Raw genomic sequence first — 16577 nt, 5'->3', positions numbered from 1 at the left:
ACCTGAAATTCACGAAGCGGATGCCGCTGCGCCTCAGTTCGACGCGCGCCACCAGGGCATCTCGGCGGTGTCGTTCTGGTCGCTCGGCGGGGTGGTGTCGTAGAGATCTGGCTGCGGCGCAGGGTCGTAGCGGCGCTCTCGCGGAGCATGGTCATGCTGCTCGTCGCGGTCCATGGGGCGAGCGGGGCCCCGCAGGCCGGAGCGCTGGATGACCCGCTGGATCGTCGCCCCGCGCTGGTTGGGGGAACCGACGAACCGGATCTCCCGGAGACCCTGGTCTTGCGCCGCCGACTCGAAGACGAAGTGCCCGTAGCCGAAGACGCGGCCGATGAGCGGGGTGTGCACCGAGATGTCGAGGATTCGCGAGATCGGCATGGTGGCGATGCGCTGCGACAGGATGCCGTGCACGCGGAACACCCGCATATTGGTGATCACGAAGCGGTCCATTCGGGCCTGCAGAATGCGCCACAGCCCGTGAACGACGAGGAAGAGCGCGAGGAAGAGCGGGAACCAGTAGAACTGCTGCGGCACCCAGGCCAAGAGAATCAGCGCCGGCACTGCGGCGAGCACCTCGAGGATCGCGCCGGCGATCGCGGCCCAGTGCTTGCGCACCTCGTCGACGACCACCTCTCCCTCGTCGGCGATGAGGTGCCGTTCGACGTGAGGATCGAAGCCGAACACGCTCACGACCTCACGTGGCGAGCGAGGTGAAGAACCTGCCCACTGCTTCGGAGGCCGAGACGACCGCGCCGAACGCGCCCTGCACGACGTTCGCGGCGTCTTCCGGCCGACTGATCATGTAGAAGAGGGCGAAGATCACGACCAACGCCACTGCGATGCCTTTGAGCCACTTCACGGGCGTATTCCCTTCGAGACGGCGAGTGCGGGCAAGCCGCTACCCCCGTGAGCCGGCCCCGACAGGCATTTCTACCGCACCCTGTGGGCAGAGGCAACGCGCCACGCGGTACATGGGCGAGCCGGGCGCCAGGACCGCTCGGGGCCGGGCGGTAGGATTCCCCTGACTCGGCGAGGCCGGGAACCGACTCGGCGAGGCCGGGAATGAGGAGCCATGGCCGGCATCGAAGAGGTCGCGAGACTCGCGGGCGTGTCCACCGCGACGGTGTCGCGCGCGCTCAGCGGCCGCGGTCACGTCTCCCCCACGTCGAAGGCGAAGGTCGAAGAGGCAGCCGCGCGACTCGGCTACGTCGTCTCGTCGAATGCGTCGAGCCTCGCGTCGGGGCGCACCCGAAACATCGGTGTCGTCATCCCGTTCCTGAACCGTTGGTTCTTCTCCTCAGTGCTCGAGGGCGCGCAGCAGTCGCTTCTCCGCAGCGGCTACGACCTCACGCTGTACAACCTCTCGGGCGACGGGCAGGAGCGTTCGAGCGTCTTCGAGCACTTCCTGCTTCGCCAGCGTGTCGACGCGGTGATCGCCGTCTCGCTCGAACTCACCGAACGCGAGGTCACGCGACTGCACGAGCTCGGCAAGCCGCTCGTCGGCGTCGGCGGCCCCATCCCCGGCGTGCGCACGCTCACGATCGACGACGTCGCGGTCGCCCGGCTCGCGACCGAGCACCTCATCGGGCTCGGTCACACCCGCATCGCGCACATCGGCGGCGACCTCGAATTCGACATGGACTTCCACCTGCCCACCAATCGCCGCATCGGCTACGAGGCGGCGATCCGCGACGCGGGCATCGACGTCGACCCGCGCCTCTTCTCACCCGCCGACTTCACCATCCGCGGCGGCTACCACGCCGCCAAGCAGATCCTCGGGGCCCCCCACGGCCGGCCAACGGCGATCTTCGCCGCCTCCGACGAGATGGCCATGGGCTCCCTGCTCGCCGCGCGCGACCTCGGGCTCGTCGTCCCCCGTGACGTCTCCATCGCCGGCATCGACGACCACGACCTCTCCGACTTCTTCGGCCTCACGACGGTCGCGCAGTTCCCGCGAGTGCAGGGCGAGATGGCGGTCGAGATCCTGATGGACGAGCTCGAACCGAGCACGACGGATGCCGCGACGCCCACCGCGACCCCGTTGCCGTACGAGTTGCGCGTGCGCTCCTCGACAGCCCGCCCGCCGGCCTGACTCGCCGCCGACACCCGGGGTCGAACCCGCAAGCCCCTGCTCGCGGCATCCGCTCATCGCTAAACTGGCGCGCATGGCAGATGCAACGTTCGACATCGTTTCCAAGGTCGACCAGATGGAGGCCGACAACGCCCTCCACCAGGCGCAGAAGGAGGTCGCGCAGCGCTACGACTTCAAGAACATCGGCGCGTCGATCGAGCAGTCCGGCGAGAAGGTGCTGATCAAGGCCAACAGTGAAGAGCGTGCGAAGGCGATCCTCGAGGTGTACGAGGCGAAGCTCATCAAGCGAGGCATCTCCCTGCGCTCGCTCGATGCAGGCGAGCCATTCGCTTCGGGCAAGGAGTTCCGCATCGAGACGACCATGAAGGCCGGCATCGACTCCGAGAACGCGAAGAAGGTGTCGAAGATCATCCGCGACGAGGCGCCGAAGAGCGTGAAGAGCCAGATCCAGGGCGACGAGATCCGCGTCACGTCGAAGAGCCGCGACGACCTGCAGGCCACGATGGCGCTGCTCAAGGGCAAAGATCTCGACGTCGCGCTGCAGTTCGTGAACTTCCGCTAACGCTCGCGCCCAACGCTCGCGCCTGATGCTCGCGATTCGTGCGACGGTTTGCGGCGCTGCGGTCGATCGCGGCGCGTCCTCTCGGGCGTGAACCGTCGTCGGAACGTCAGAGCAGACGGATCGAGGGGCGCACGATCGGGAGTCCAGCCGCACCGAGGCGTGCCCGCACGGGGGCGCGTTGCCGCATCTCGTGCCAGTCCCATCGGTCGAAGCCGCGCAACTGTCTACGAATGGCATTCTCGCGGTCCTTCTCGACGATGACCGTCTGGGCGGATGCCGCGACATCCCCGCTCCCGAGGTACTTTCCGCGCCCGTCCGCCTCGGCACCGATGCCGAACTCCGCCCAGTAGAAGTCGAGGAACGCCGCCCGTCCGACATCGGGCAACCAGAGTCGATGCTGGAGCTCCGGCTCGGGGAACCCCCATTCCTCGATGACCAGACGGCTGCACGTCTCGAGCGGCGTATCCGACAGCGGGCGTGCGCGCTCGAGCACCGCTCGGACCTTCCGGATGCCCGTATAGCGACCCATCCGCTCGTGTTCAGTCCGTAGACGTTCGATCGTGGTCTTCGGCGGGTGGGTTGCGAGGCGCGTCGTTCGAATCGCCGCGTCGACCGCTGTCAGCGCCGCTCCGAGCGGGGCGTCGCGCGCGAGCTGAATGAGGGACGCCTCGACTGAGGTGGTGACGCATCCGTCGATGAGCTCCGTTTCAGCGTCGTGGTGCCGCGCGATCGCCGTGAGTCCGTTGCGACGATGGCCGTGCCGATCAGCCGAGAGCACGAAGATGGTGTGCGGCCACGCACCGTAGATCGGAAGGCCGTGCAACGCCACAGCCGAGTACGAGGCGAAGATCGGCGCGTTCATCGTCTGGGCGGCCGCGCGAACCTGCTGACGATAGGTCACTGCTCGTCGCTCGGCGTTGCTCATCGCGGGGTCGGGCTCGGACCGGACCACGTAGACGCCCCGCCTCACCCGTTCGATCTCGTCGGCGGAGAGGGCTCGATCGAGACTCGATTCACGGCCTGCCGCGCGGGCGTCGCGGGCGAGGATGAACCCGTTCTCGTTGACGATCAGTCCATGGGGCATCCGTCGATCATGCTGCTGCGGAGCCGGCTCGAAGTTCGCAGGCACGCTCCCGTGGAGAGTTCCGCACGCACCGCCCTGTGGAGGCCGAGTCCTCTTTCCCCCTCTCCCTCCCCCTCCCCCGCACCCCTCCCCCTCCCACTTCGCTTCCGACGACGTTTTGCGCCGCTGCGGTTGCACGGGATGTGTCCTCTCACGCGCAAACCATCGTCGGAGGCGGGGCGCGTCAGCGCGCGCGCGGGCGGGCGGGCGGGAGTGCGGGCGAGCGAGCGAGCGAGAGTGCGCGGGCGCGGGCGCGGGCGAGAGTGCGCGGGCACGGGCGGGCGAGAGTGCGAGCGAGCGGGCGAGCGGGCGAGAGTGCGAGCGAGCGGGCGGGAGTGCGGGCGAGCGGGCGGGAGTGCGGGCGAGCGAGCGAGCGAGAGTGCGTGGGCGCGGGCGAGAGTGCGAGGAGAGAGTGCGTAGGCGCGGGCGGTGCGTGGGCGCGGGCGGGGCGCGTCAGCGCGCGCGGGGCGGGGCGTAGCCGCGCAGCCACCCCGTGATCGCCGCGTAGGCCGCGGCTCGCACGGGGCCGCGGGACAGGAACACGTCGTGCAGGGCGCCGTCGATGCGCGACACTGCACCCGTCTGCCCGAGACGGAGGGTACGCTCGGCGATCTCGTCGACGACGAGCACGATGTCGCTCGAGGCCATCGCAGGTTCCCATCGCGCCGCAAGCGTCGATCGCTTCGACAACACCGTGAGCACGGGGGCGCCGACGTCGATGCGGGCGGCGACGGTGGCGTGACCGGCGAGCACGGCAGTCAGCCATGCCGGATGCGTCGTGAACCCCCGATCAGGCCGCCAGTCGTGGTTGTACGACCACTCGCCGTCCTGCTCCTTCGCGACCGTGCGCGTGTAGAACCCGAGGTCGACGTTCGGCAGCGGAGCGAGCGGGTTGACCTTCGCGCCCCAGCCGATCACCGGCGCGAGCGCCTCCCGCCCCACCTTGCTCGCCTGGAACTCCAGCCACGGGCTGTTGAGCACCAGGGCGGCGGCGCGACCACGATGCCGGGCGGCCCAGAGACTGAGCGTGAGGCCGCCCGTCGAGTGACCGAGCAGGATCAGCGGCCGGGCGGTGCTGCGAGTCGCCGCGGCATCCGCCGACTCCGAGCCATCCGTCGCCCCATGGCCCATCGCGGTGAGCGCGGCACCGATGTCGGCGTCGTAGTCGGCGAGGTCGGTGATGAAGCCCGGGGTCTGGCCGGGGCGCAGGCTGCGGCCGTACTTGCGCAGATCGAGTGCGAAGAAGCGGGCGCCGGCGTTCGACCAGTATTCGGCGAGTTCGGGGTTGAAGAAGTAGTCGCTCCAGCCGTGCACGTAGAGCACATCGGCTCCGGATGCCGCGCCTCGCGTCAGCTGTGGGCGCCACGACGGCCGGTGCCGCACGAGGGTGGCCACGACCTCGCCCTCACTGTCGTGTCCGAGCGGGAGGGTGAGCTGTTCGAACTGCTCGCCGAGCACATCTGGACTCCAGCGTTCGGTGCTCGTCTCGACGTTCGCCACGGCGCCTCCCCTCGCTCGTGCTCAGCTTACCGACCCCGATTACTGACCCCGATTCGCGGGGCGCTGAGGCATGCAGCGCCACGCCTCGCGATCACGGGCCGACGAAGAGCACCGCGAGCAGCGCGCCGGCGAGCATCGACGGCCCGAACGGGATCGAACCGTGCAGCGTGACGCGGCGAAGCGCGAGCGCGATGATCGCGACCACGCCCCCGACCAGGAAGGCGGCGAGCAGCCCGAGGAGCCACGCCGAGAGACCGAACCAGCCGAGCAGCACGCCGATCACGAGCGCGAGCTTCACGTCGCCCATGCCCATCGACGATGGCGAGATCAGCGCCAGCAGCAGGTACACGGCGAACATCGCTGCAGCCCCGACCATCGCCCACGTGAGCGACATCCACGTGCCGGCGGCCCACGTCGCCGGTACCAGCAGAATCGCCACGGCAGCGAAGGCCGGAAAGACGACGGCATTCGGCAGGCGCTTCTCGGCGAGATCGACGATCGACAGTACGGTGGCGCACACGGCGAAGGCGAGCAGCGCCGGTAGCGCCCACGACGAACCGAACCTCAGGGCGAGCGCGCCGAAGACGGCGGCGGTCACGACGGCGGCGCTCAGGCGCACCGTCTGCTGCGACATCCGCTCGCTCTGCATCGACCGTCTCGCCCAGTGCGCCAGCGGCCACCAGCCGAGGGCGAAGCCGACGAGGGCCGAGCCGGCCGCCGTCGACACGGTCGACCACTCGAAAGCCATGGTGAGCAGCGTACTGGCCGGCGACGGGGCGGCCTCCCGGTTGTCAACAGGTCGAGGCGCCCGCTGCACGCGACGGGTCTCGATACGGCCCTGGCGGGCCTACGCGACGGGTCTCGATACGGCCCTGACGGGCCTACGCGAACGGGTCTCGATTCGGCCCTGGCGGGCCTACGCGACGGGTCTCGATACGGCCCTGGCGGGCTTACGCGGACGGGTCTCGATACGGCCCTGGCGGGCCTACGCGACGGGTCTCGATTCGGCCCTGGCGGGCTTACGCGAACGGGTCTCGATGCGGCCCTGGCGGGCCTACGCGACGGGTCTCGATACGGCCCTGGCGGGCTTACGCGGACGGGTCTCGATTCGGCCCTGGCGGGCCTACTCGACCAGCGAGGGGCTCTACGCGTCGTCGCGCGAGATGTCGATCATCTCGTCGCGGGGCACGACCTTGATGCGCACGCGGCCCTCGGCCGAACCGAGTTCCTGCTCGCGCTCGTCGAGGCGGTGCCAGCCGTCGAGGTCGGTGTAGCGGATGCCACGAGACTCGAGCATCTCGACGACGGATTCCTCCGACGGCGACTCGGGGGTCCACCAATTGCCGAGATCGTTGATGACGTGCTTGATCGTCTCCATCGCGTCGGACTTCGTGTGCCCGATGAGCCCGACCGGCCCGCGCTTGATCCACCCGGTGGCGTAGACGCCGTACATCTGGCGTGCTTCGCCCGACTCCTCGTCGAGGATCAGCACCTGGCCCTCGTGGTTCGGAATGACGCCGAATTTCTTGTCGAAGGGTATGCCGGGCAGCGGCGAGCCGAAGTAGCCGACGGCGCGGTACACGGCCTGCACGGGCAGCTCGCGGATCTCGCCGGTGCCGACGACGCCGCCCTCGCCGTCGGGAGCGGTGCGCTCCCAGCGGATCGCGCCGACCCGGCCGGTGCCGTCGTCGACGATCTCGAGCGGCTTCGCGAAGAAGTGCAGGTGCAGGCGGCGGGAGGCCTTTGTGGCATCCGGATCCTGAGCCTGTCGAAGGGCGCGCTGGCGCCATTGGTTCAGCACCTTGTCGATGACGAAGACCTGCTTGTTGCCCGACACCGCTGCGCGAGCCGCGTCGTCGTAGTCGAAGTCCTCGTCGTGGAGGATCATGTCGACGTCGCGCAGCTCGCCGAGTTCACGCAGCTCGAGCGGAGTGAACTTCACCGAGGTCGGGCCGCGACGCCCGAACACGTGCACATCCGTCACCGGCGACGCTGCAAGGCCTGCGGCGACGTTCGACGGAATCTCGGTGGGCATCAGGTCTTCGACGTGCTTCGCGAGGATGCGCGACACGTCGAGTGCGACGTTGCCGTTGCCGATGACGGCGACCTCGCGGGCGCCGAGCGGCCAGGTGCGCGGGAAATCGGGGTGCCCGTCGAACCAGCTCACGAACTCGGCGGCCCCGTACGAACCCTCGAGCTCGGCGCCGGGCACGTTGAGCGAGGCATCCGTCACCGCACCCGTCGCGAAGATGACCGCGTTGTAGTGCTTCTTCAGGTCATCGAGTGTGATGTCTTCACCGAAACGCACATTGCCGAAAATGCGGATATCGCCGCGGTCGAGCACCTCGCGAAGCGCGGTGATGATGCCCTTGATGCGTGGGTGGTCGGGGGCGACGCCGTAGCGCACGAGCCCGTAGGGCGCGGGCAGATGATCGAAGAGGTCGATCGAGACGTCGAAGTTGCGTTCGGCCTTCAGCAGGATGTCCGCGGCGTAGATGCCCGCAGGGCCGGCCCCGACGATCGCCAGTCTCAGCTTGTTCCTCGTCACGTACGTGGTCTCCATCAGCTCCATCAGCTCTCGCGCTCTACGACCGTCTCGGCGAATCGCGTGAGCGCCTTCTTCACGCTGCCCTCGGGCAGCGGCGCCAGGGCCGCAACGGCCTCGCGTGCCCAACGGTGGGCCTCAGCGAGCGTAGCGCGCGTGGCTTCGTGTTGCCGCAATTCGGCGACGATCGCATCGACGGTCGCCCGCGACGGCACGATTCGAGACGCGAGCGTGTTCGTGTCGAGCGGGTCGCCGAGTGCATCGGGGTCGGTTATCGTGACCACGTCGCGCTCGATGCGTTCGAGCAGGGCAGCGGATGTCGCATCGGTCTTCGCCTGCTCGGCGAGCCAGAGCATCGGCAGCGTCACGACGCCGGCACGCAGATCGGTGCCGGGCACCTTGCCGGTCTCGGCGGACTGCGGCGAAAGATCGATGACATCGTCGACGAGCTGGAACGCAACGCCGATCTTCTCGCCGAACTCGATGATCGGAGCCTCGAATCCCAGATCGGCGCCCGAGAAGATGATGCCCGACTGGGCTGCAGCTGCGATGAGGGAACCGGTTTTGTCGGCGAGCACCTGGATGTAGTGCGCGATGGGGTCGTCGCCCGGCTGCGGGCCGACCGTCTCGTGCAGCTGGCCGAGCACGAGTCGCTCGAACGTGGTGGCCTGCATGCGGATGGCTTCCTCGCCGAGCCCGGCCATGAGCTGGCTGGCTCGGGCGAAGAGCAGGTCGCCTGTGAGGATGGCTACCGAGTTGCCCCACACCGCCTGCGCGCTCGGCACACCTCGGCGCCGGTCGGCGTCGTCCATGACGTCGTCGTGGTACAGGCTGGCGAGGTGCGTGATCTCGATCGCCTGCGCCGCGGTGACCACGTCGTCAGTGACGCCCGCGCCGAGCTGCGCGGTCAACAGCGTGAGCATCGGTCGCACGCGCTTGCCGCCCGCTTCGAGCAGGTAGCGCGTCGAGACATCCGCGATCGTGTCGGCGAATCGCACCTCGTCGAGGAGGCCGGCTTCGACACGGTTGAGTCCGTCGTCGATCGCCTTGGCCATGGCCTTGTCGGCGGAGGAGGCGAAGACGCGTTCGCTGAGGCCGAGATTCGCGGCGAGCGATGAGCCTCGACGGGCGACCGGGTGACTCGGTTTCACGTTGCCTAGCCTACCGGGGGTCCGGTGGTCGAGTAGCGCCCGACGATGGAGGGCGCGTATCGAGACTGGCCAATGGGTCTCGATACGGTGCTGGCGCGCCTACTCGATCCTGCGCTCGACCGGCGACGTGCGTGGCTTCACGGCGCGGTGCAGAGCGACGACGCCGAGGGTGAGGTTGCGCCACGCGACATCCGTGTACCCGGCTTCGCGGATCCAGCCGGCGAGCGTCGCCTGGTCGGGCCACGCGCCGATGGACTCGTTGAGGTAGTCGTATGCCGTGTCGTTCGAGCTCGAGAGCTTCACGAGCGGCGGCATGACGTAACGCTGGTAGATGCCGTAACCGGTGCGCACGAGGCCGGCGGGCGGGGTCGAGAACTCGCAGATCACGAGACGCCCACCGGGCTTCGTCACGCGGAAGAACTCGGCGATGGCCTGTTTCGGCTCGTTGACGTTGCGCAGGCCGAACGAGATCGTCACGGCGTCGAACTCGTCGTCGCCGAAGGGCAGCTTCGTGGCGTCGGCTTCGACGAACACGAGGTTCTGCACGCCGGCCTGCCGCTGACGGCCGACCTCGATCATGCCCGGCGAGAAATCGGCGGCGACGACGGATGCCCCTGACTTCGCGAGGCTCGCACTCGACGTACCGGTGCCCGCCGCGACGTCGAGGATGCGCTGCCCGGGCTTCGGGTCGACCGCACGCGTGGTTGCGACCCGCCACAGCGGCGCGTTGCCCACCGAGAGCACGTTGTTCGTGCGGTCGTAGTTCGCGGCGACGCGATCGAACATCGCCGACACCTGTTCGGGCTGCTTGCCGAGGTCTGCGCGGGTCATCCCTCGATTCTACGGCGGAGCCGCCCGCGCCGTTCGACCCCTCCGCAACCATTGGCAACGTGCCAATCGGTCCACCCGCTCGGCACCCACCCCAACCACCACCACACCCGGCGATCCGCCCCCGCAGTCATCCGCCACCCGCGTGATCCGCGACCCGCGCCATCCCCGACCCGCGCCAACCCCGACCGGCGCCAACCCCGACCGGCGCCAACGGCCACCCCCTTTGCCCCCTGCAGCATCCGCTCACATCCCGCCTGGTGCTCGCTCCGCCTGAGAAGAAGTGAAATCTGGCGTCTGCCAGTTCCGCCTCATCGATGAGGCGGAACTGGCATATCGAAATCCGCAACATGAATCGAAAGCCGCGACGAGCACGACGCCGGCTTCGAATCGAAACCCAGCACGACGCAGTCCGCAGCGATGGTTCACGCGACGGCGAGCGACCCGAAAGCGCGGCGTAGGCTGAGGCGGTGAGTCAGAAGGATGGCGCGGCGCAGGCTGCGAGCGTACGCCTCCGCGTTCGCACGGTGGCGGTCGAGGAGACCGAACCGCTCATCCCACGCGCCGATCCGCGGCATCCGCTCGTCTGGATGCGCCGCGGCGAGGGCATCGTGGGCCTCGGCGAGACGCTGCGTATCGAGACCAGCGGGCCGAGCCGCGTCGAAGACGCAGCCGCGGCATGGACCGAACTCGCCGAACTCGCCGAGATCGACGACCGCGTCGGGCTGCCGGGCACCGGGCTCGTCGCCTTCGGCGCGTTCGCCTTCGCCGACGAGTCGGTCTCGACGAGCGTGCTCATCGTGCCCGAACTCGTGATGGGCCGGCGCGACGGCCGCGCGTGGGTCACGCGCATCACGCTCGACACGGGCGACGACGAGGCAGCGGATGCCGCGGGCTCCGCCGGATCCGCCGAGGTCGCCCTGCCCGAACCCGCGCCGAAACGGCAGGTGCCGCGCGTCGCCTTCGCACCCGGATCCGTGCCGCCCGAGGCATATGAAGCGGCCGTCGCTGAGGCTGTGCGGCGTATCGACGCCGGGGAGTTCGAGAAGGTCGTGCTCGCCCGGCAACTCGTCGGCGAACTCCACGAAGACGCCGGCCTTCGCGCCACGATCAACCGTCTCGCCGAGGACTACCCCGACACATGGGTCTTCGCCGTCGACGGGCTCATCGGGGCGAGCCCCGAGACGCTCGTGCGCGTCGACCATGGCACCGTCTCGGCGCGGGTGCTCGCCGGCACCACGTCGCGCGGGGCCGGCGAAGCGTCGGATCGCGAACGCGCCGTCGCCCTCACCGCCTCGGAGAAGGACCGCGCCGAGCACGCGCTCGCCGTGCAGAGTGCCGTGCAACGGCTCGCGCCGCACACCGCGCGGCTCGACACGAGCCCCGAGCCCTTCACCCTCCAGTTGCCGAACCTCTGGCACCTCGCGACCGACCTCAAGGGCACGCTCGGCGACGGCTCGAGCTCGCTCGACCTCGTGCAGGCGGTGCATCCGACCGCGGCGGTCGCCGGCACGCCGCGCCGTCTCGCGCTGCCTGTGATCGCCGAACTCGAGGGCTTCGACCGTGGCCGCTACGCCGGCCCCGTGGGGTGGATCGACGGCGACGGCGACGGCGAGTGGGCGATCGCACTGCGGTGCGCCCAGGTCGACCCCGACGGCACGGTCACCGCATATGCCGGCTGCGGCATAGTGCACGACTCGGTGCCGACCGACGAACTCGCCGAGACGGTCATGAAGTTCCGGCCGATCGTCGAGGCCTTCGGCGGCTGAGCTCGACGCTCGACGCGGTCACGATCCTCGCCGACCTCGTCGCGCTCATGGACGGCCTCAAGGTGCAGTGGCTCCTCGATCAACTCGCGGCGAGGATCAACTCGCGGCGAGCCGCGCCTGCTGCTCTGCCACGTCGTAGTCGGCCTTCGGCCACTCGAGATGCATCGCCTCGAGCGCATCGATCAACAAGTGCTGCACGGCCAGCCGCGCGTACCACTTGCGGTCGGCGGGAATGACGAACCACGGGGCATCCGCTGCCGCCGTACGCTCGAAGACGAGCTGGTACGCCTCGGCGTACTTCTCCCAGAGGAGTCGTTCGTCGACGTCGCCGGGGTTGAACTTCCAGTGCTTCTCTGGGCGGACGAGTCGCTCGGTCAGGCGGGCCTTCTGCTCGTCGCGCGAGATGTGCAGCATGACCTTGATGATCGTCGTCCCCGCCGCTGCGAGCTCGGCCTCGAACTCGTTGATCGCCCCGTACCGCCGCTCGATCTCGGCGGGCGGTGCGAGCTCGCGCACCCGGCCGATGAGCACGTCTTCGTAGTGCGAGCGGTCGAACACGCCGATCATTCCGGCGCCCGGCACCTGCTTGTGGATGCGCCACAGGAAGTCGTGCTCGAGCTCTTCAGCGGTCGGCTTCTTGAATGCGGCGAACTGCACGCCTTGCGGATCGACCGCGCCCATCACGTGCTTCACGATGCCGCCCTTGCCCGCCGTGTCCATCGCCTGCAGCACCAGCAGGATGCGCCGCTCATCTCCCAAGCGGCTCATCGCGAAGAGCTGCTCCTGCAGCTCGGCGAGGATCTCGGCACCCTCGGCGAGCGCCGCCTGTCCAGCCTCCTTGTCGCCGTCGAAGCCCGGGTGCGCGTGCGAATCGGTCTTCGACAACTCGAACCCCGCACCCACCCGCAGCAGCTCGGCGGGGTCTGCGGTCCAGTATGACTCGCGGCTCATGTCACGCTCCCTCGCGCGACGCGGCGTCGCACAGGTTCCATCCTGCCGAGCGAACGGATGCCGCGGCAAGTGCCGACAGCCGCCACGACGCCGATTCGGAGCCGCGCCGGGCAGCGTGGCGGGGCCGGCCTGGCCGGGCGGAACCGGGCCAGGCGGAGCCGGGCCGGGTGGAACCGGGCCTGACGAAAGCGCCTCAGCGCGGCAGCGGCACCTCGAGGATCGACGGCCCCTCGATGCGGGTGCCGAGCGCTTCGTCGAGCTCGCCGCGCGTGGTCGCCCGAACGTAGGCCCAGCCGTAGGCTGCGGCGAGGGCTGCCAGATCGACGCTCTGCGGTGTGAACTGCACCCGGTCGAACGCTTCGGCGGGGGCGGATGCCGCGACCTCGAGTGAGTCGAAGATCGAACCGCCGCCGTCATTGCCGACGATCAGCTGCACTCGGGGCCGTGATTCGCCTTCGCCGATGAGCATCGAGCCGACGTCGTGCAGCAGCGTCAGATCACCGATGATCGCGCGAGTGACCCCCGCCCGGGCAGCATGGGCGACCCCCGGCGAGGGCGCCGCAACATCCGCCGCCCTACCGGTCGCATCTGGAAGCGCTGACTGACTCGCGATCGCGATGCCCACCGCGGTTGCCACGGTGCCGTCGATGCCGGCGAGCCCTCGGTTGGCATGCACCCGGATGCGGCGACCCGGCACTACTCGATCGGCGTCGCGAATCAGGCGGGACGCTCCGAACACCAGCCGGTCGTGCGGCCAGGTCGCCGACCAGACGGCTTCGACCAGCATGCGCCGCGTGATGGGCGCACGCACGGCGGCGAGCTGCGCCTTCATGTACTCCCGCTGAGCCTCGAAGTCCGAGACGTGCCCGGTCTCGTCGATGCCGCTGCGCTGCGCCGGCGCAGTGGGCAGGCCCGACTCGACGAGGATGCGGCTCGCGTGCACCCAGCGACCGACCCAGGCGCGCTCCTCCGCCGTCGGCGGGTGCGGCTCCGCGCGAACGGCACGCTCGAACCGTGCGACCCGACGTCCGGGGTTGAACCACTCGATGCCCCACGGCGCGACGTCGATCGTCTCGACGCCCTCTCGCTGCACGAGCGCCACTACCTCCCGCGAGAGCGTCGGATGCCCGAAGACGACGACCCGTTCGATCTCATTGCCGAATCCGGGCTCGCGCAGCAGCTCGCGGTAGGCGACGACGAGGTTCGGCCCGAAATGGGCGCCACTCGTCACCTCGGCGAGCAGCGGCCAACCGCCATCGCGGGCGAAACGCTCGGCAACCGGCCCGGCACCCGCCCCGGCGACGACGACCGTTCGCGGCCCAGACGCGATGAGCGCGACAGGGGTCACACCGTTCCCTGAGCTCGGCGAAGGGAGCCCGACACTCGCGGGGCGGTTCACTTCGACAGGCTCAGCGAACGGGTCACGCTCAGCGAACAGGTCACGCTCAGCGAACAGGTCACGCTCAGCGAACGGGTCGCGCTCAGCGAACAGGTCACGCTCAGCGAACGTCGGCACCGAATCGGCCGGGATGGTGGCCGACAACGGCTCGCGCAACTGCAGGTTCAGGTGCACCGGTCCAGGGCCGGGATGGGGCACCGGCCAGCCGTCGGAATCGCGCCCGAGCGCGGCTGCGACGGCTTCGCGCGCGAGCTGCGCGGCGGCATCCGCTTCGCCCACCGCCCCCTCTGGCGGCGCGACGTCGCGCTCGAGACGCACCGCACCGGCGAAGATGCCGGGCTGCATCGTGGTCTGGTTCGAACGGATGCCGCGGAGCTCTGCCGGCCGATCGGCGGACAGCACGATCAGTGGCACCCCCGAATGGTGCGCCTCGAGCACGGCAGGGTGCAGGTTCGCGACTGCCGTGCCCGACGTCGTGATGACCGCGACCGGCCGCCCCGACTCGACGGCGAGGCCGAGCGCGAGAAACGCTGCACCGCGCTCGTCGATGCGCACGTGCAGGCGCACCGCTCCGACGCGTTCGAGTTCAGCGGCAGCAAGAGCGAGCGCCTGGGAGCGAGACCCCGGAGCGACGACGAGATCGACGACGCCCTCGCGCACGAACGCCGCGAGCAATGCCAGCGAAGCGACGCTCGCTGGACTGCTGCCGGGCGTTCGGTGGGGCGTCGGCTCAGCCATTCGGGCGGCCGGACGGACCGGCCTCGCCCGGCGTCTCCGGGGAGTCGGGTCGTTTGCGGTCGGTGCCGCGCGAGCCGCCTGTCTCACCGTCGTCGTTCGCGCCATTCTCGGCGCCGGAGTCGAAGTCGGCGAGCTCCTGCTCGAGCCGCCGGATCCGCTCATCTTGCGCGGCATCGCTGCCCAGCTGACGAAGGAAGTCGGCATCGTCGTCGGGGGCGACGGTGCGTGCCCGCCCGCCGGGCAGTCGCTCGGCGCGACCACGACCGATGATGAACCAGAGCAGGGCGCCGATGATCGGCACGAAGAGGATGATGACGATCCACCAGCCGCGTCGGAGACCACGAACACGCGTTCGATCGAAGAACGCGCAGTCGGCGACGGCGTAGATCGTGAAGATCACGGCGGCGACGCCGAGTCCGAAGAGCAGCCGGGCCATGACCTCAGTCTAAGCGCGCCAGCGCGCGCCGCGGCTGTGAGTGCGCCCAGCCGCGGCGACCTACACTGTGAGGGTGAAGTCCGTGCCCGTCTGGATCTGGTACACCGTGCTGCGGGTGCTGTTGTTCGCCGTTCCGCTCGCGGTGCTGCTCATCGCCGAGGTCGAACCGTGGGTCTCCGCTGCGATCGCCGCGGTCTTCGGTCTCAGCGCGTCGCTGCTCTTCCTGCGCCGGCCGCGTGAGTCGATGTCGAGCGATCTCTACGCCGCCCGCCATCGCGAAACGCCGCTCGTGAACGAAGACGACGAAGCCGAAGATGCAGGCGTCGAGCGGCGCCCGCCCGCCGAATAGCCCCGCCATCCGCTGGGCGAGTAGGCCCGCCAGTGCCGTATCGAGACCCGGCACCAGGTCTCGATACGCTCGCTGACGCTTGCTACTCGACCAGCGGAAGCTTCAGAGCGCGACCGCCAGCCCGAGCCCGACTCCGTACACGAGGGCTGTGAGGCTTGTGAGCTGCAGCGCGATGATGAGTTCGCGCGGTGTCTTCGCCGTGAGCACGATCGCACATGCCGGCAGCGCCGCGAGCAGGGCGAACATCACGAGCCACGCCGTGGGGTAGAGCAACGCGAAGAACGCGACGATGGCGAACGGCACGAGCATGAAGACCACGAACAGGATGCGCCCGGCGAGCGGCCCGACGAGCACCGCGAGGGTGCGCTTGCCTGCGATCTTGTCTTGCGTGACGTCGCGCAGGTTGTTGGCCATGAGCACGGCACAGGCGAGGAGCCCGACGCCGACGCCGCCGAGCCACGCCTCGAAGTTCACCATGAGCGCCTGCACGTAGGCGGACCCTGCTGTGGCGACGATGCCGAAGAAGACGAACACGAAGAGCTCGCCGAGCCCGTAGTAGCCATAGGGGTGCTTGCCCCCGGTGTAGAACCAGGCGGCGACGATCGCGACCGCGCCGACGGCGAGCATCCACCACTGCCCGGTCACGACCGTGAGGGCGAGCCCGGCAATCGCGGCGAGCGCGAAGAAGCTCACGGCGACGGCGAGCACCTGCTTGGGCTTCGCAACCCCCGAGCCCGTGAGTCGCGCCGGGCCCACCCGGTGCTCGTCGGTCCCGCGCACACCGTCGGAGTAGTCGTTGGCGTAGTTCACTCCGATCTGCAGGGCGAGGGCGACGACGAGGGCGAGCAACGCCCTGGCGACGTGCCACGGCCCGTCGGGGATCGCGACGATACCGGCGCCGGTGCCGAGGGCGACTGGCGCGATGGCGAGCGGCAGAGTGCGGAGCCGAGCACCCGACACCCAGTCGGCCGCCGACGCGCGCTCAGGAGCGCGCTTCGACTTCGCCGCACCCTTCGACTGGGCGTTGCCGTTCGATTTGGCGTTGCCGTTCGATTCGGCGTCGCCACGGCGTCGATCGCGCGCGGCCTCCCGCTTCGCGATCTCGTCGCCGGGGTTCATCTTCTGGGGTTTCGGGCG

16 protein-coding genes are annotated in these 16577 nt (G+C 69.5%); 4 read left to right on the top strand and 12 right to left on the bottom strand.

What is annotated here, in order from left to right; genetic code table 11:
• Nucleotides 1-33: 33 nt before the first annotated feature.
• Nucleotides 34-687 (bottom strand): PH domain-containing protein, encoded by a 654-nt coding sequence (locus AC1C2T_RS06000; RefSeq protein ID WP_495361160.1) that lies wholly within the window; start codon nt 685-687, stop codon nt 34-36.
• Nucleotides 688-691: 4 nt separating this feature from the next.
• Nucleotides 692-856 carry a hypothetical protein gene (locus tag AC1C2T_RS05995; protein ID WP_022891221.1) on the bottom strand — a complete coding sequence of 55 codons (165 nt, stop codon included), beginning with the start codon at nt 854-856 and terminating at the stop codon, nt 692-694.
• A 213-nt stretch (nt 857-1069) separates the two neighbouring features.
• Between AC1C2T_RS05995 and AC1C2T_RS05990 the strand changes: the two genes are divergently transcribed.
• The gene (locus tag AC1C2T_RS05990) at nt 1070-2089 is read left to right on the top strand and encodes a LacI family DNA-binding transcriptional regulator (RefSeq protein ID WP_495384596.1); all 1020 of its coding nucleotides are present in this window, start codon (nt 1070-1072) and stop codon (nt 2087-2089) included.
• A gap of 73 nt (nt 2090-2162) precedes the next feature.
• Nucleotides 2163-2651 (top strand): YajQ family cyclic di-GMP-binding protein, encoded by a 489-nt coding sequence (locus AC1C2T_RS05985; RefSeq protein ID WP_495361162.1) that lies wholly within the window; start codon nt 2163-2165, stop codon nt 2649-2651.
• 106 nt (nt 2652-2757) lie between these two features.
• Here AC1C2T_RS05985 and AC1C2T_RS05980 read toward each other — a convergent pair whose 3' ends face one another.
• From AC1C2T_RS05980 to AC1C2T_RS05955, 6 genes are all read right to left on the bottom strand, one after another.
• Nucleotides 2758-3735 (bottom strand): type IV toxin-antitoxin system AbiEi family antitoxin domain-containing protein, encoded by a 978-nt coding sequence (locus tag AC1C2T_RS05980; RefSeq protein ID WP_495384595.1) that lies wholly within the window; start codon nt 3733-3735, stop codon nt 2758-2760.
• Between the two features lie 492 nt (nt 3736-4227).
• A complete protein-coding gene (locus AC1C2T_RS05975) occupies nt 4228-5274 on the bottom strand; it encodes an alpha/beta hydrolase (protein ID WP_495384594.1) in 1047 nt (348 codons plus the stop codon).
• Between the two features lie 91 nt (nt 5275-5365).
• A complete protein-coding gene (locus AC1C2T_RS05970; RefSeq protein ID WP_495384593.1) occupies nt 5366-6022 on the bottom strand; it encodes a prepilin peptidase in 657 nt (218 codons plus the stop codon).
• A gap of 396 nt (nt 6023-6418) precedes the next feature.
• A complete protein-coding gene (locus tag AC1C2T_RS05965; protein WP_495384592.1) occupies nt 6419-7837 on the bottom strand; it encodes an FAD-dependent oxidoreductase in 1419 nt (472 codons plus the stop codon).
• Between the two features lie 8 nt (nt 7838-7845).
• Nucleotides 7846-8970 (bottom strand): polyprenyl synthetase family protein, encoded by a 1125-nt coding sequence (locus AC1C2T_RS05960; RefSeq protein ID WP_495361167.1) that lies wholly within the window; start codon nt 8968-8970, stop codon nt 7846-7848.
• A gap of 99 nt (nt 8971-9069) precedes the next feature.
• Nucleotides 9070-9801, bottom strand: a complete 732-nt coding sequence (locus tag AC1C2T_RS05955) for a class I SAM-dependent methyltransferase (RefSeq protein WP_495361168.1) — start codon at nt 9799-9801, stop codon at nt 9070-9072.
• A 467-nt stretch (nt 9802-10268) separates the two neighbouring features.
• On the opposite strand from AC1C2T_RS05955, the gene AC1C2T_RS05950 reads away from it, so the two are divergent.
• Nucleotides 10269-11567, top strand: coding sequence for an isochorismate synthase (locus AC1C2T_RS05950; RefSeq protein ID WP_495384591.1), 1299 nt, complete (start codon nt 10269-10271; stop codon nt 11565-11567).
• Between the two features lie 96 nt (nt 11568-11663).
• On the opposite strand, the gene AC1C2T_RS05945 is transcribed toward AC1C2T_RS05950, so the two are convergent.
• From AC1C2T_RS05945 to AC1C2T_RS05935, 3 genes are all read right to left on the bottom strand, one after another.
• Nucleotides 11664-12518: a PPK2 family polyphosphate kinase gene (locus AC1C2T_RS05945; protein ID WP_495384590.1), complete on the bottom strand. Its 855-nt coding sequence runs from the start codon at nt 12516-12518 to the stop codon at nt 11664-11666.
• 193 nt (nt 12519-12711) lie between these two features.
• Nucleotides 12712-14655 (bottom strand): 2-succinyl-5-enolpyruvyl-6-hydroxy-3-cyclohexene-1-carboxylic-acid synthase, encoded by a 1944-nt coding sequence (menD, locus tag AC1C2T_RS05940; protein WP_495384589.1) that lies wholly within the window; start codon nt 14653-14655, stop codon nt 12712-12714.
• A complete protein-coding gene (locus tag AC1C2T_RS05935; protein WP_495361172.1) occupies nt 14648-15091 on the bottom strand; it encodes a PLD nuclease N-terminal domain-containing protein in 444 nt (147 codons plus the stop codon). Before AC1C2T_RS05935 ends, menD begins: the two co-directional genes overlap by 8 nt.
• A gap of 73 nt (nt 15092-15164) precedes the next feature.
• Between AC1C2T_RS05935 and AC1C2T_RS05930 the strand changes: the two genes are divergently transcribed.
• On the top strand, nt 15165-15440 hold the full coding sequence (locus tag AC1C2T_RS05930) for a DUF4229 domain-containing protein (protein WP_495384588.1): 276 nt from the start codon (nt 15165-15167) through the stop codon (nt 15438-15440).
• 102 nt (nt 15441-15542) lie between these two features.
• On the opposite strand, the gene AC1C2T_RS05925 is transcribed toward AC1C2T_RS05930, so the two are convergent.
• Nucleotides 15543-16559: a 1,4-dihydroxy-2-naphthoate polyprenyltransferase gene (locus AC1C2T_RS05925; RefSeq protein WP_495361960.1), complete on the bottom strand. Its 1017-nt coding sequence runs from the start codon at nt 16557-16559 to the stop codon at nt 15543-15545.
• Between the last annotated feature and the right edge of the window lie 18 nt (nt 16560-16577).

This window comes from Agromyces sp. Y558, assembly GCF_059445415.1.
The sequence above is the reverse complement of the archived record's forward strand: the minus strand, read 5'-3'. Positions and strand labels throughout refer to the sequence as shown.

Coding starts and splice junctions, on each gene's coding strand:
- AC1C2T_RS05965 (WP_495384592.1), bottom strand. CDS start 7,837: ATGGAGACCACGTACGTGACGAGGAACAAGCTGAGACTGGCGATCGTC.
- AC1C2T_RS05985 (WP_495361162.1), top strand. CDS start 2,163: ATGGCAGATGCAACGTTCGACATCGTTTCCAAGGTCGACCAGATGGAG.
- menD (WP_495384589.1), bottom strand. CDS start 14,655: ATGGCTGAGCCGACGCCCCACCGAACGCCCGGCAGCAGTCCAGCGAGC.
- AC1C2T_RS05935 (WP_495361172.1), bottom strand. CDS start 15,091: ATGGCCCGGCTGCTCTTCGGACTCGGCGTCGCCGCCGTGATCTTCACG.
- AC1C2T_RS05955 (WP_495361168.1), bottom strand. CDS start 9,801: ATGACCCGCGCAGACCTCGGCAAGCAGCCCGAACAGGTGTCGGCGATG.
- AC1C2T_RS05980 (WP_495384595.1), bottom strand. CDS start 3,735: ATGCCCCATGGACTGATCGTCAACGAGAACGGGTTCATCCTCGCCCGC.
- AC1C2T_RS05990 (WP_495384596.1), top strand. CDS start 1,070: ATGGCCGGCATCGAAGAGGTCGCGAGACTCGCGGGCGTGTCCACCGCG.
- AC1C2T_RS05945 (WP_495384590.1), bottom strand. CDS start 12,518: ATGAGCCGCGAGTCATACTGGACCGCAGACCCCGCCGAGCTGCTGCGG.
- AC1C2T_RS05970 (WP_495384593.1), bottom strand. CDS start 6,022: ATGGCTTTCGAGTGGTCGACCGTGTCGACGGCGGCCGGCTCGGCCCTC.
- AC1C2T_RS05925 (WP_495361960.1), bottom strand. CDS start 16,559: ATGAACCCCGGCGACGAGATCGCGAAGCGGGAGGCCGCGCGCGATCGA.